This window comes from Microbacterium sp. (assembly GCF_044508325.1).
GTDB lineage: Bacteria > Actinomycetota > Actinomycetes > Actinomycetales > Microbacteriaceae > Microbacterium.
Genome location: NZ_JBIQHX010000008.1, coordinates 100,750 through 113,126, shown reverse-complemented (window position 1 = coordinate 113,126; position 12,377 = coordinate 100,750). Strand labels below are relative to the sequence as shown.

General features: G+C 72.5%; 11 protein-coding genes. 3 read left to right on the top strand and 8 right to left on the bottom strand.

The features are described 5' to 3' along the window. The first annotated feature begins 3 nt into the window (after nucleotides 1-3). The gene (locus ACIWQI_RS08715) at nucleotides 4-1,119 is read left to right on the top strand and encodes an adenosine deaminase (protein WP_396656759.1); all 1,116 of its coding nucleotides are present in this window, start codon (nucleotides 4-6) and stop codon (nucleotides 1,117-1,119) included. Between the two features lie 33 nt (nucleotides 1,120-1,152). On the opposite strand, the gene ACIWQI_RS08710 is transcribed toward ACIWQI_RS08715, so the two are convergent. The 5 genes from ACIWQI_RS08710 to ACIWQI_RS08690 all read right to left on the bottom strand — a co-directional run bounded on the left by ACIWQI_RS08710 (nucleotide 1,153) and on the right by ACIWQI_RS08690 (nucleotide 6,556). Then, nucleotides 1,153-2,301, bottom strand: a complete 1,149-nt coding sequence (locus ACIWQI_RS08710) for a mannitol-1-phosphate 5-dehydrogenase (protein ID WP_396656758.1) — start codon at nucleotides 2,299-2,301, stop codon at nucleotides 1,153-1,155. Continuing rightward, nucleotides 2,298-2,738 carry a PTS sugar transporter subunit IIA gene (locus ACIWQI_RS08705; RefSeq protein ID WP_396656757.1) on the bottom strand — a complete coding sequence of 147 codons (441 nt, stop codon included), beginning with the start codon at nucleotides 2,736-2,738 and terminating at the stop codon, nucleotides 2,298-2,300. The genes ACIWQI_RS08710 and ACIWQI_RS08705 overlap by 4 nt, the downstream gene beginning before the upstream one ends. A gap of 100 nt (nucleotides 2,739-2,838) precedes the next feature. Continuing rightward, nucleotides 2,839-4,515, bottom strand: coding sequence for a PTS mannitol transporter subunit IICB (locus tag ACIWQI_RS08700; protein ID WP_396656756.1), 1,677 nt, complete (start codon nucleotides 4,513-4,515; stop codon nucleotides 2,839-2,841). Further along, nucleotides 4,512-6,185 (bottom strand): phosphoenolpyruvate--protein phosphotransferase, encoded by a 1,674-nt coding sequence (gene ptsP, locus ACIWQI_RS08695; RefSeq protein WP_396656755.1) that lies wholly within the window; start codon nucleotides 6,183-6,185, stop codon nucleotides 4,512-4,514. The genes ACIWQI_RS08700 and ptsP overlap by 4 nt, the downstream gene beginning before the upstream one ends. After that, the gene (locus tag ACIWQI_RS08690; RefSeq protein ID WP_396656754.1) at nucleotides 6,182-6,556 is read right to left on the bottom strand and encodes a PTS sugar transporter; all 375 of its coding nucleotides are present in this window, start codon (nucleotides 6,554-6,556) and stop codon (nucleotides 6,182-6,184) included. Before ACIWQI_RS08690 ends, ptsP begins: the two co-directional genes overlap by 4 nt. 126 nt (nucleotides 6,557-6,682) lie before the next feature. On the opposite strand from ACIWQI_RS08690, the gene ACIWQI_RS08685 reads away from it, so the two are divergent. Further along, a complete protein-coding gene (locus ACIWQI_RS08685) occupies nucleotides 6,683-8,626 on the top strand; it encodes a BglG family transcription antiterminator (RefSeq protein ID WP_396656753.1) in 1,944 nt (647 codons plus the stop codon). A gap of 93 nt (nucleotides 8,627-8,719) precedes the next feature. Next, nucleotides 8,720-9,226, top strand: coding sequence for a hypothetical protein (locus ACIWQI_RS08680; RefSeq protein WP_396656752.1), 507 nt, complete (start codon nucleotides 8,720-8,722; stop codon nucleotides 9,224-9,226). Nucleotides 9,227-9,236: 10 nt separating this feature from the next. Here ACIWQI_RS08680 and ACIWQI_RS08675 read toward each other — a convergent pair whose 3' ends face one another. From ACIWQI_RS08675 to ACIWQI_RS08665, 3 genes are read right to left on the bottom strand one after another with little or no spacing between them, the layout of a single operon-like run. Further along, nucleotides 9,237-9,818 carry a GNAT family N-acetyltransferase gene (locus ACIWQI_RS08675; RefSeq protein ID WP_396656751.1) on the bottom strand — a complete coding sequence of 194 codons (582 nt, stop codon included), beginning with the start codon at nucleotides 9,816-9,818 and terminating at the stop codon, nucleotides 9,237-9,239. A 44-nt stretch (nucleotides 9,819-9,862) separates the two neighbouring features. Next, nucleotides 9,863-11,530, bottom strand: coding sequence for a phospho-sugar mutase (locus tag ACIWQI_RS08670; RefSeq protein WP_396656750.1), 1,668 nt, complete (start codon nucleotides 11,528-11,530; stop codon nucleotides 9,863-9,865). Next, on the bottom strand, nucleotides 11,527-12,354 hold the full coding sequence (locus ACIWQI_RS08665) for a purine-nucleoside phosphorylase (RefSeq protein WP_396656749.1): 828 nt from the start codon (nucleotides 12,352-12,354) through the stop codon (nucleotides 11,527-11,529). Before ACIWQI_RS08665 ends, ACIWQI_RS08670 begins: the two co-directional genes overlap by 4 nt. Between the last annotated feature and the right edge of the window lie 23 nt (nucleotides 12,355-12,377).

The following is a 12,377-nucleotide window of genomic DNA, read 5'->3' as shown; positions in this document are numbered from 1 at the left end:
CCCATGCCCATCGACCAGCACGGCGACCTGCGCGTGCAGGGCGTGTCCCTGCGGAGCCTCCCGAAGGTGTCGCTGCACGACCATCTCGACGGCGGGGTGCGCCCGGCCACGGTGCTCGAACTCGGGCGCGAGGCGGGGGTCGAGCTGCCGGCGCCGGATGCGGCATCCCTCGCCGACTGGTTCGCCGAGAGGTCGGACTCGGGATCACTGGTGGAGTACCTGAAGACGTTCGACCTCACCATCGCGGTGATGCAGACCGCCGACGGCCTGCGCCGCGTCGCGCGGGAGTTCGTCGAAGACCTGGCCGCGGACGGCGTCGTGTACGGCGAGGCGCGCTGGGCGCCCGAGCAGCACCTGGCCGCGGGGCTCTCGCTCGAAGAGGCCGTGGAGGCGGTGCAGGCGGGCATCGAGGAGGGCGAGGCGGCCGCCGACCGGGCGGGGCGCAGCATCCGCGTCGGGCAGCTGGTCAGCGCGATGCGGCACACGGACCGCTCGCTCGAGATCGCGAAGCTGGCCGTCGCGTTCCGGCACCGCGGCGCCGTCGGCTTCGACATCGCCGGGCCCGAGGACGGCTTCCCGCCGTCCCGGCATCGGGAGGCGTTCGACCACCTCGCGGCGAGCTTCTTCCCGGTCACGGTGCATGCCGGGGAGGCCGCCGGCCTCGACTCGATCCGCTCGGCGCTCATCGACGGGCGCGCCCTGCGGCTGGGTCACGGTGTGCGCCTCGCGGAGGACCTGGAGGTGGTCACGCGCTCGGGTGACGAGGTGCAGGTGCGGCTGGGCGACCTGGCGCGCTGGGTGCGCGACCGGGAGATCCCGCTCGAGCTGTCGCCGTCGTCGAACCTGCAGACGGGGGCGATCGCGGCGTGGGGCGAGACGATCGAGGACCACCCCTTCGACCTGCTCTACCAGCTCGGCTTCACCGTCACCGTCAACGTCGACAACCGCACGATGAGCCGCACGTCGCTGACTCGCGAGCTGGCCCTGCTCGTGGAGGCCTTCGACTACGATCTCGACGACCTCGAGCAGTTCCAGCTCAACGCGGCCGCCGGCGCATTCCTGCCCGTCGAGGAGCGGGAGGAGCTCATCGACGTCATCGCCGACGGCTTCGACGTCTGAGCGCGGCCGCGCGCAGCGCGCACGCGCGACGGATCAGAGCGCGGCCTGCCGGGCCTCGACGACCGCCTGCACCCGGGGGAACAGGGGATGGGCGGGCTCGAGACCGGTGACCTCAGCGGTGAGCGTCGCGGCATCCTTCTCGCGCAGCAGCTGCTGCAGGCGCACCGACTGCTCGTCGGCCGGATCCGAGAAGGCCAGGGCGGCGCCGATCGCGGCAACCAGCGCGTCGACCTTGAGGCCGCGTTCGGCGGCCTGGGCGGCGGGACCGACGAAGCGCTCGTGCCGCGACAGCTTGCGCAGGGGCTCACGCCCGACGCGCCAGACGGTGTCGGGCAGGGCGGGGTTGCGGAAGCGCCGCAGGATGGTGGCGCGGTAGTCGGCGAGCTCGCCGGCATCCAGCCCGTGCTTGACCGCCAGCAGGGCCGAGGTCTCCTCCAGGGTCGCCGCCACCTGCGCGGCGCTGATCGGGTCTTCCAGGGCCTGGGCGATCGTCTCGTCGCCGGCGGCCGCACCGAAGTACGCCGTCGCCGCGTGCCCGGTGTTGACGGTGAAGAGCTTGCGCTCGATGTACGGCGCGAGGTCGTCGACGAAGTGCGCTCCGGGAATGTGCGGCGGATCGTCTCCGAACGGCGGGCGCTCGATGGCCCACTCGTAGAACGGCTCGACCGTGACATCCACCCCCGCACCCGGCGGCTGGGCCGGGACGATCCGGTCCACGGCCGTGTTGGCGAACACGGCCCGCGAGGCCAGGGCGTCCCACGCGTCGCCGGCGCGCTCGATGATCTCGTCGCGCAGGATGTGGGTCGCGTTGATGGCGTTCTCGCACGCCATGATCTGCAGCGGCGGCGAAGCCGGGTCGCGCAGGGCCAGCGCCGCCACGATCGGGGCGGCGACGAACTTCAGGATCGTGGGGCCGACCGCGGTGGTGACGATGTTGGCCCCGGCGATCTCCTCGATGAGCTCGGCTTCGTGCTCGGCGCTGTTGATGGCCCGGAACCCCGTGACCACGACGTCGGCGCCGTCCTCGCCCACCTCGTGCACGGTGTACGAGTCCACCGCGTTGATCGCGTCGACGAGGTCGGCGGCGACATCGGAGAAGACGAGCTCGTACCCGCCCTCGTGCAGCAGCAGGCCGACGAAACCGCGCCCGATGTTGCCGGCGCCGAAGTGGACCGCCTTCATGACTCGTTGACGGCGCTGAGGATCGCGAACAGCTCCTCGGGCGTCTGCGCCGTCTTCAGCCGCGCGACCTCGTCCTCGTCGGAGAACAGCAGCGCGATCTGCGAGAGGATCTCGAGGTGCTCGTCGCCCTTGCCGGCGATGCCCACGACGAAGGTGACCGGCTCACCGCCCCAGTCCACCCCGCCGTCGTACCGCACGACCGACAGGGCCGAGGAGAGGATCTCGTCCTTGGTCTCATTGGTCCCGTGCGGGATGGCGAGCTCGTTGCCCATGTAGGTCGACACCGTCTGCTCGCGCTGCTGCATGGCGTCGAAGTACGCGCCGGTGACGGCGCCGGCGGCCTCGAGGATGTCGGCGGCCTCCTTCATCGCCTCTTCCCGCGTCGCGCCGCCGGAGTGGATGCGGACCTGGCCGATGCTCAGGACGTCCCGTGCCATTTCTGTCGCCTTTCGTTTCGAGCCGATTGCCGGTCTCACCCGCCGAGGGCCGTGGGGCCGGGGGCCTCGCGCCCGCCCGACCCCACGGCGGTCTCAGCGGCTACTGCCCATCCTGGTGCTGGTCGCGCACCAGGTCCACGACCTCGTCGTATCGCGGCGAGTTCATGAAGTTGTCGACCGACACGTGGATCGCATCGGGCGTCTTCTGCCGTGCCCGCTCGGTGAGCTGGTTCTGCGTGATGACCAGGTCGGCCGAGGCATCCAGATTCGCGATCGCCTTGTTGACGACCGTGACGTCCTCGATGCCCGCCTTCTTGATCTTGTTGCGCAGGACGCTCGCGCCCATCGCCGACGACCCCATGCCGGCGTCGCACGCGAACACGATGTTGCGGACCTGCTTGGTCTCCAGCCGGCCGCCGCTGAGGATTCCGTCGGTGGAGCGCGCGGTCTCGGCCTCGTCGTAGGCGGCCTCGGCGTCGCGCTCGACGACCCCGTCCGCGTCCGCGCTGGCACGCAGACCGGCCAGCGCCGCCGACTCCTTGCCCTTGTTCGCCTCGGTCTGGGCGATCGCGGCGCTGAGGTCGCCGGTCAGCCCCGCCTCCAGGTCGCGCTTGCGCGTGGCCCGCAGGATCACCGCCGTGATGACGAAGGTGACCGCGGCCGCCAGCAGCACGGAGAGGTAGACGACCAGCAGGTTCGCCACGCCGCCGGCGGCGGGACTGGAGGCGGCCGCCGTGACGGCGATGATGCTGCCCGGGGCGGCCGGGAAGGCCAGGCCGCCGTTGAGCAGCATGTTGGTCGTCACCCCGGTCGCACCGCCCGCGATCAGCGCGAGCACCGTCATCGGCTTGCTCAGGGCATAGGGGAAGTAGATCTCGTGGATGCCGCCGAAGAACTGGATGATGATCGCGCCCGGTGCCGACGCCTTCGCCAGCCCGATCCCGAAGAAGGTGAAGCCCAGCAGCAGGCCCAGGCCCGGACCGGGGTTCGCCTCGATGAGGAACAGGATCGACTTGCCCGTCTCGGTCGCCTGCTCGATGCCCAGCGGGGTGAACACGCCGTGGTTGATCGCGTTGTTCAGGAACAGCACCTTGGCCGGCTCCACGATGATCGACACCAGCGGCAGCAGGTTGAACGACACGAGCCAGCCGACCGCTCCGCCCAGCACGGCGCTGATGCCCAGCATCAGCGGCCCGAAGACGAAGAAGCCGACGATGGCCAGAAGCATGCCGAGGATCCCCGCAGAGAAGTTGTTGACGAGCATCTCGAACCCGGGCTTGATCTTCCCGTCCCAGATCCTGTCCATCCACTTCGTCATCAGCGCCGCGAACGGACCCATGATCATGGCGCCGAGGAACATCGGGATGTCGGTGCCCACGATCACGCCCATCGTCGCGATCGAGGCGACGACGCCGCCGCGCTCGCCGTAGACCATGCGGCCGCCCGTGTTCGCGATCAGCAGCGGCAGCAGGTAGATGACCATCGGCCCGACCAGGCCGACGTACTGCGGGAAGGTCGCGCCGTCCGGCCCTTCTGCGAGCGCCACCATCGCGCCGCGCCAGCCGATCTCCTCGGCGTTGCCGAAGCCGCCGAGCATGTCGGCGACGGGGTACCACCATCCCAGCCAGCCCACCGCGATGAAGAGCATCGTGATGAAGCCCCATGCGATGAAGGCCGCGATGTTCGGCATGATCATGCCGGACAGGAACGTGCCGAAGCGCTGGACTCCGACCCGTGCTCTGCTCATGCCCGTAGCGGGCGCAGACGCCGTTGTCATGGCTGTGTCTCCTTCTTCTGTGTTGCGGCCGCTCGGGCCGCGTCTCGGGCGGATGCCGCATCTTCAGCGGCGAGGGCGGCCTCGGCGATGCGACGGGCATCGTCGAGGGTGTGCTCGAGGAGGGCGGCGCGCACGTCGGCCAGCGCCGCGGGCGCCATCGACAGGGACGTGGCGCCCAGGCCCGCGAGCACGACGGCCAGCAGCGGGTCGGCGGCGGCCTCGCCGCAGATGCCGACCGGCTTGTCGAGCGCGGCCCCGGCGGCGCCGACGTCCTGGATCAGCCGCAGCACGGCCGGATGCCAGGGGTCCTGGAAGGAGGCGACCGAGCCGAGCAGCCGGTCGGCGGCCATGGCGTACTGGGTGAGGTCGTTCGTGCCGATCGAGGCGAAGTCGGCGGCGGCGAGCACCCGGTCGGCCAGCAGCGCGGCCGAGGGAACCTCGACCATGACTCCCGCCGTCTTGACGCCGTACTCCCGCGCCAGCTCGACGAAGTACCGCGTCTCCTCGACGGTGGCGATCATCGGCGCCATGACCCAGAGGTCGGCCGAGGTCGCCGCATCCGCCTCCGCGAGCGCCTGGAGCTGGTCGCGCAGGATCTGCTCGCTCGCCCGCAATGCGCGGATGCCTCTCAGGCCGAGCGCGGGGTTGTCCTCGGGTGCGTCGTTGAGGAACGCGAGGGGCTTGTCGGCGCCGGCGTCCAGCACCCGCGCCACCACCTTGCGCTCGGGGAAGGCCTCCAGCAGCGCGGTGTACACGGCGCGCTGCTGCTCGACGGTCGGCGCTCGGTCGGAGCTGAGGAACAGGAACTCGGTGCGGAACAGCCCGACGCCCTCGGCGCCCAGGGCGACCGCCTCCGCGGCGCCTTCCGGATTCCCGAGGTTCGCCAGCAGCGGGATGGCGGTGCCGTCGGCGAGCGATCCCGGGGTGATCGGGGCGGACGCCGCCGCCGCGCGGGCCTCGGCTCTGGCCCGCGCCTGCTCCAGCTCTTCGGCGGTGGGCGCGGAGAGGACGACGCCGGCGGCGGCGTCGACGATGACCGTCTCGCCGTCGGCGAGGCCGGCGGCCCCGGCGGCGCCGACCACGGCGACGATGCCCTTCCCGCGCGCGAGGATCGCGGTGTGCGAGGTGGGGCCGCCCTCGGTGGTCACCAGGGCCAGCACCTTGTCGAGGTCGAGCAGCGCGGTGTCGGCGGGCGCCAGGTCCTTCGCGACCAGGACGAAGGGGTGCCCGGGGTCGGGAACCCCCGGGGCGGGAACGCCGCGGATCCTCGCGACGACGCGCTGGGCGACGTCGTCGAGGTCCGCGGCGCGCTCACCGAGGTACCCCCCCATGGCGGCGAGCGTCTCGCGGAACGACGCGAAGGCATCGTGGACCGCCCACTCCGCGGTCTTCCCTGCGGCGATGCGGGCGTCGATCTCGGCCTGCAGGGCGGGGTCCTCCGCCATCATGGCCTGCGCCTCGAGGACCTCCTGCGCCGCGCCGCCGGCCTGCGCGCCGCGCGCCTCGAGCTCGCGCGCCACGGCAGCCACCGCCTCCCGGGCGCGCGCGGTCTCGTCGTCCGCGCTCGCGGTGCTGGGGGCGTCGCTCGGGGCCGGCAGCGGATCTGCCATGCGGGCGACCGGGCCCTGGGCGACGCCCAATCCGATCCCCACACCGCGCAGCTCGGTCATGTCATCCTCCGTGTCGTGTCCGTGTCCTGTCCGGTCTCGCCCGGCTGCGCGGCCTCGCCCGGCTGCGGTGCCGGCAGGGCGTCGCGCACGAGTGCGAGCGTGCGCGTGCCGTCCAGGTCGCTGAAGATGTCCTCGGGCAGGAGCATCGCCGCTGCGCCGCGGGCCGCGGCATCCCGCGCGATCGAGTCCAGCGCCGGCGCGAGGTGCGGACCGACCAGGACGAGATCGGCGTCGTCGAGGTCGATGAGCAGCGACTGCGGGGTTCCGGCGACGGCGCCCCACGCCAGCCCCGCGTCGTGCGCTGCGTGGCGCAGACGCTGGGCGACGAAGGTGCTCGAGGCGCCCGCGCCGCAGATCACCAGGATCTTCATCGACCCCACCTTTCCTTCCGGCCATTCTGTGAGAATGCTGAGAACCGCACAACCAGGGGTTCTTCCGCAGGGGCGGAAAGGCGCGGGGTGCAGGTGGTTGGATGGGCAGTGCCGCGAAGGGACGCCATGACCAGAGCACGACAGGATCGCCTGCTGGCGATGCTCGTGCGCGAGGACGACTGGATCACCGCGGCGGTGCTGGCCGACTCCCTCGGGGTGACGCCCCGCAGCATCCGCTCCTATGTCACGGCTCTCAACGCGCGCGCCCCCGGCGGCGACGCGATCGAGTCCGGGCCGCAGGGCTACCGTGCGCTGCCGGCTGCGGCGCTGCTGCGCGCCGAGGGGCAGTCGGAGGGGCCGACTCCCCGGGATCGGCTGCACACCGTGGTGCGGGCGCTCCTGGACGCGGACGACGGCATCGACGTGTTCGAGACGGCCGAGCGGCTTCATGTCAGCCCGGCCACCCTGGAAGCCGACCTCGCACGGGTGCGGGCGCTGCTGGGCGGCACCGACCTGACGCTGGAGCGGTCGGCGGCCCGTGCGCGACTGCGCGGCACGGAGGTCGCCCAGCGCCGGCTGCTGAGCCGGCTCGCGCACGACGAGATGGACGCGGGGGCCTTCGACATCACGGCCCTGCGCCGCTCGCTGGGATCGGGGTCGGTCGACGCCGACGAGCTGGGCGCTTTCAAGGCGGCCCTGGTGAGCGAGCTCGGCGACCTCGGCTACTTCGTCAACGAGTACGGGATGTCGGATGTCGTGATGCACATCGCCATCGCGGCCGACAGGGTCGCGCAGGGCCGGGCCCTGGACGCGGGCCGCGGCGCGCCGACCCGGGAGCGGGCGGCGGTCGCAGACATCCTCGGCCGGCTCACCGCCGAGCACCTCGGGGTCCGCCTCGGCGAGGGCGACCTCGACCACCTCTCGACCCTCGTGCTCACCCGGGTGCTCACCCCGGGGGCGCGCGCCTCGGGCGATGCGGCCCGCTCGGGCCTGGAGCCGCGCGTCGCGCGGGCCGTGCGCGAGGTCGTCGAGCGGGCCGCGGAGGAGTTCCTCGTCGACATCGTGCACGAGGACTTCGTGCTGCGGCTCGCGCTGCACGTGCAGAACCTGCTGCACCGCGCCCGCGAGCAGGCGTGGTCGCGCAACCCGCTCACCCGATCGCTGAAGTCGACCTACCCGATGATCTTCGAGGTGGCGGTGTTCGTGGCCAGCGGTCTGCAGGAGCGGCTGGGGCTCGAGATCCAGGACGACGAGATCGCCTACATCGCGATGCACGTCGGCGGGCAGCTCGAGCGGCGGCGCCGGGCCGATGCGATGCTCACCGCCACGATCGTGTGCCCCGGGTACTACGAGCTGCACGAGCTGCTGCGCTCGTCGGTGGACCGGTCGCTCGGCCAGGACATCGAGATCGTCGGCGTCGAGACGCGTGTCGATCCGGACTGGGCGGCGCTGGACACCGACCTCGTGCTGACCACGATCGATCCACCGCTGCCGGCGGAGCGCGTCGTGCGGATCCAGCCGTTCCTGACCGACGCCGATGTGGAGCGGGTCCGCCTGGCCGCCGCGCGCGTCCGGCGCGGGCGGCGGCTCGCGCGGCTGCGCACCGAACTCGAGCGCTACTTCGACCCCGCGGCGTTCGTGCGGGGGCTTCCCGCCGAGGGCGGGGAGGAGGCGGCGATCCGCCGCCTGGGTGCGCTGCTGGTCGGGCAGGGGGTCATCGACGAGGACTACGTCGAGCGCACGATCGAGCGGGAGCGGATGTCGTCGACCGCCTTCACCGATGCGCTCGCGGTGCCGCACGCGCTGGGGATGACGGCGAGCCGGACCGCCATCGCGATCGGCATCGCCGATCCCTCGATCCCGTGGGGTCCGGCGACCCCGGCCGGGCAGCCCCGGGTGCAGGTCGTGGCGCTGGTCGCCTTCAGCGAGGGCGACCGCGAGGCGTTCCAGACGGTGTTCGAGCAGTTCGTCGAAGTGTTCAGCGAACGCGAGAGCGTGCAGCGCATCGTCCGGCGGGGGATCGACTTCCCGGGCTTCCTCGACGAGCTGGTCGCGGTCATCGACGGCTGAGCGCGGCGCGGCTCCCTGGCGCCGCCGAACGGTTCGTTATGGTCCTCTCAGCAGGGGTTTTCTCTGCCTGGAACCATCTACTGAATCGGAGTCGTGATGCAGCTCTCCTTCGTCCGTCGTTCTGCGCTCGCCGCGCTGGTGGCCGTTGTCGGTCTCGCCATGGCGTCCTGCGCCGGTGAGCCCGCCGAGGGCGCGGCGCCGCCGGAGACGGCGCAGGTCGCCCCGGAGGATCAGGGTGGCGCCGACGATGCCGACGGCGACGGCGGTGCGTTCACCGAGGAGGAGCTGGAGGGCCGGCTCGTCTCGAGCTTCCCGGCCGACGTCCCGCTGTACGACGGCGAGGTGCTCAGCAGCCTCGCTGTGCTCAGCGAGTCCGCCGACCGGCCGGAGTGGAACGCGACGATCGGCACCGGGGATGCGATCGATGCCGTCGACGCATCGATCCGCGACGCCTACTCGACCGGCGGGTGGGAGATCCGCACCGACATGAAGCTCGGCGCCGGGGCGCAGCTGATCGCGCACAGCGCGGCGTACATCGTGTCGATCACCTACATGGATTCGGGTGGCGTGACGATCAACTACGGCGTGAGCCCGAAGTAGCCGGCGCCCGTCAGGTCGTGAGCCGGTGCTCCAGACCGAGCTTCACGGCCGGCCACTCGGCGGGAAGCACCGAGTACACGACCGTGTCGCGCAGACTCCCGTCGGGGCCGAGCCGGTGGTTGCGCAGCACTCCGTCCTGCTTCGCGCCGAGCCGCTCGATCGCCGCGCGCGACTGGCGGTTGTGCCAGTGGGTGCGGAACTCCACCGCGATCGCGTCGCACGCCTCGAAGGCGTGCGTCATCAGCAGCAGCTTCGCCGCCGGGTTCACGAACGTGCCCTGCGCCGACAGGGCGAGCCAGGTGTGCCCGATCTCGACGTGGCGGTTGGCCTGATCGATGTTGCAGAAGGTCGTCTCGCCGACGACCGATCCGGTGTCCAGCGCCCGGATCGCGAACGGGTTCATGTGCCCCTCGTCGCGCCACCTCAGACGCTGCGCGATGTCGTCCGCGACCCCGGCCGGCCGCGTCACCGACGTGTACCACGCGCGCTCGAGGCCGACCGCGGCCACGGCCAGGTCGGCGGCGTGCGCGGCCTCCAGCGGCTCCAGGCGCACGTGGGTGTTCTCCAGGACGACGGGTTCGGTCAGCAGCACGCGTTCAGCCTACGGCCGATGGATGCCCGGCGGCACCGGGCCGGTCAGCCGACCGCGTCGAGCATCGCCCGGGCGCCCGCAGCGAGGGCGGTGATCCGCGCGGCGGCGTCGCCGGCGGACTCGCCGCGCACGTCGAGGTACAGCTTGAGCTTGGGCTCGGTGCCGCTGGGGCGCACGATCAGGCGCGAGCCGTCGTCGAGCCACAGGCGCAGCACGTCGCCCGGGGGGAGCCCGTCGACGCCCTCGAGGAGGTCGTCGACGCGCTGCACGCCGATCTCGCCGACACGTGCCGGCGGGTCGGCGCGCAGCGCCGCCATGATCCGGCCGATCACGGCGACATCGTCGACGCGCACCGAGATCTGGTCGCTGGCGAAGTGCCCGAACGTCTGCGCGAACTCGTCCAGCAGGTCGGCGAGGGAGGCGCCCCGCCCGCGGGCCTCGCACGCGAGCTGCAGGATCGCGACCGCCGCCGAGATGCCGTCCTTGTCGCGCACTGTCTCGGGGTTGACGAGGTAGCCCAGGGCCTCCTCGAAGCCGTAGACGATGCCGGGTGCGCGCGAGATCCACTTGAAGCCGGTCAGGGTGGCGTGGAAGGCGAGGCCGTAGTGGGCGGCCACGGCGGCGAGCCCGGGCGACGAGACGAGCGAGCAGGCGAGGGATGCCTGCGGCGAGCCTTCCGCGAGTCGGCCGGCGCGCCACCCGAGCAGAAGCCCGACCTGGTTGCCGCTCAGGCGGCGCCAGCCGCCGTCGGCCGACGAGTCGGGCACGGCGACGGCGAGCCGGTCGGCATCCGGGTCGTGCGCGATGACGAGCTCGGCGCCGGCTTCGCGCGCGGTCGCGAAGGCGAGGTCCATCGCGCCGGGCTCCTCGGGGTTGGGGAAGGCGACGGTGGGGAAGTCGCCGTCGGGGGCGATCTGCGCCGCGACCGGCACGGGTGCGGGATAGCCTGCGCGGGCGAGCACCGCGGCGAACGTCTCGGCGCCGACGCCGTGCATGGCCGTGTAGACCCAGGCGAGCCCTGCCGCGCCGGCGGGCGCGGGGCCCGCGGCGGCGGTGGCGGCCACGTACGCGTCGACGACCTCCGCGGGGGCGATCTCGTAGGCGTCCGATCGCGGGAGACGCCCGATGTCGCCCTCGTCGGCGATGCGCTGGATCTGCGCGGCGATCTCGGCGTCCGCCGGCGGCACGATCTGCGATCCGCCGTCGGCGCCGCCGAGGTACACCTTGTAGCCGTTGTCGTCGGGCGGGTTGTGGCTGGCGGTGACCATGACGCCCGCGTCGGCGCCCAGGTGCCGGACGGCGAACGCGAGCACCGGGGTGGGCAGCAGGCGCGGGAGCAGGAACACCCGCAGGCCCGCGCCGGCGAAGATCCGCGCCGAGTCCTCGGCGAACACCCGGGAGTTGCGGCGTCCGTCGTAGCCGATCACCACCGACGGAGGGGTGTCCGGCCCCTGCTCGGCCAGCAGGTGCGCGGCGATGCCGGCCGCCGCCTGCGCCACGAGCACGCGGTTCATCCGGTTCGGGCCGGCGCCGAGCTCTCCGCGCAGCCCCGCCGTGCCGAAGGCGAGCCGGGTGCGGAAGCGATCGTGCAGGTCGGCCGCCGCTGCGGCATCCCCCTGCTCGGCCGCCTCCACGAGGGCGGCGAGCTCGGCCCGGGTCTCGGGGTCCGGATCCTGGGAGAGCCAGGCGCGGGCCGCCGCCGCATCGCTCACAGCGATCCGATCACCCGCGCCAGCAGTGCGCCGATGATCGGCTCCGCCTGACGGCCCGCCTCGAGCACCTCCTGGTGGCTCAGCGGCGTCGTCTTCACGCCGGCGGCGAGATTGGTCACCAGCGAGATCCCGAGCACCTCCAGCCCGGCCTGGCGGGCCGCGATCGCCTCCAGCGCCGTGGACATGCCGACCAGGTCGCCGCCGATGATCTTGGCGTAGCGGACCTCGGCGGGCGTCTCGTAGTGCGGGCCGGGGAACTGCACGTAGACGCCCTCGGGCAGGCTCGGATCGATCGAGCGGGCCACGTCGCGCAGTCGCACGGAGTAGAGGTCGGTGAGGTCGATGAACTTCGCGCCCTGGGCCGGCGAGGCGCCGGTGAGGTTGATGTGGTCGCTGATGAGCACCGGCTGACCGGGGCTCCAGGCGGGCCGTACCGAGCCCGCGCCGTTGGTGAGCACGAGCACCTTGGCGCCGGTGGCGGCCGCGGCGCGCACGCTGTGCACGACGTGGCGCACGTGCTTGCCCTCGTAGTAGTGCGTCCGTGCGCCGATCACGAGCACGTTCTTGCCGCGCGGGGTGACGACGCTGCGCAGCGTGCCGACGTGGCCCTCCGCCGCGGGCCGGGAGAACCCGGTGATCTCGGTCGCGGGCACCTCGGCGACGGTGCGCCCGATGAGGTCGGCAGCCTGACCCCATCCGGAACCGAGCGTGACAGCGATGTCGTGGTGCTCCACCCCGGTGAGGCGGGCGATGTCGGAGGCGGCCTCGGCGGCGATGGCGAGGACGTCCGCGTCAGGGGCGTTGAGGGGGTTGGCGTTCGACATGGCTCCACTCTAGAGCGCAGGGT

Coding starts and splice junctions, on each gene's coding strand:
- ACIWQI_RS08700 (WP_396656756.1), bottom strand. CDS start 4,515: ATGACAACGGCGTCTGCGCCCGCTACGGGCATGAGCAGAGCACGGGTC.
- ACIWQI_RS08705 (WP_396656757.1), bottom strand. CDS start 2,738: ATGGCACGGGACGTCCTGAGCATCGGCCAGGTCCGCATCCACTCCGGC.
- ACIWQI_RS08685 (WP_396656753.1), top strand. CDS start 6,683: ATGACCAGAGCACGACAGGATCGCCTGCTGGCGATGCTCGTGCGCGAG.
- ACIWQI_RS08715 (WP_396656759.1), top strand. CDS start 4: ATGCCCATCGACCAGCACGGCGACCTGCGCGTGCAGGGCGTGTCCCTG.
- ACIWQI_RS08665 (WP_396656749.1), bottom strand. CDS start 12,354: ATGTCGAACGCCAACCCCCTCAACGCCCCTGACGCGGACGTCCTCGCC.
- ACIWQI_RS08690 (WP_396656754.1), bottom strand. CDS start 6,556: ATGAAGATCCTGGTGATCTGCGGCGCGGGCGCCTCGAGCACCTTCGTC.
- ACIWQI_RS08710 (WP_396656758.1), bottom strand. CDS start 2,301: ATGAAGGCGGTCCACTTCGGCGCCGGCAACATCGGGCGCGGTTTCGTC.
- ptsP (WP_396656755.1), bottom strand. CDS start 6,185: ATGACCGAGCTGCGCGGTGTGGGGATCGGATTGGGCGTCGCCCAGGGC.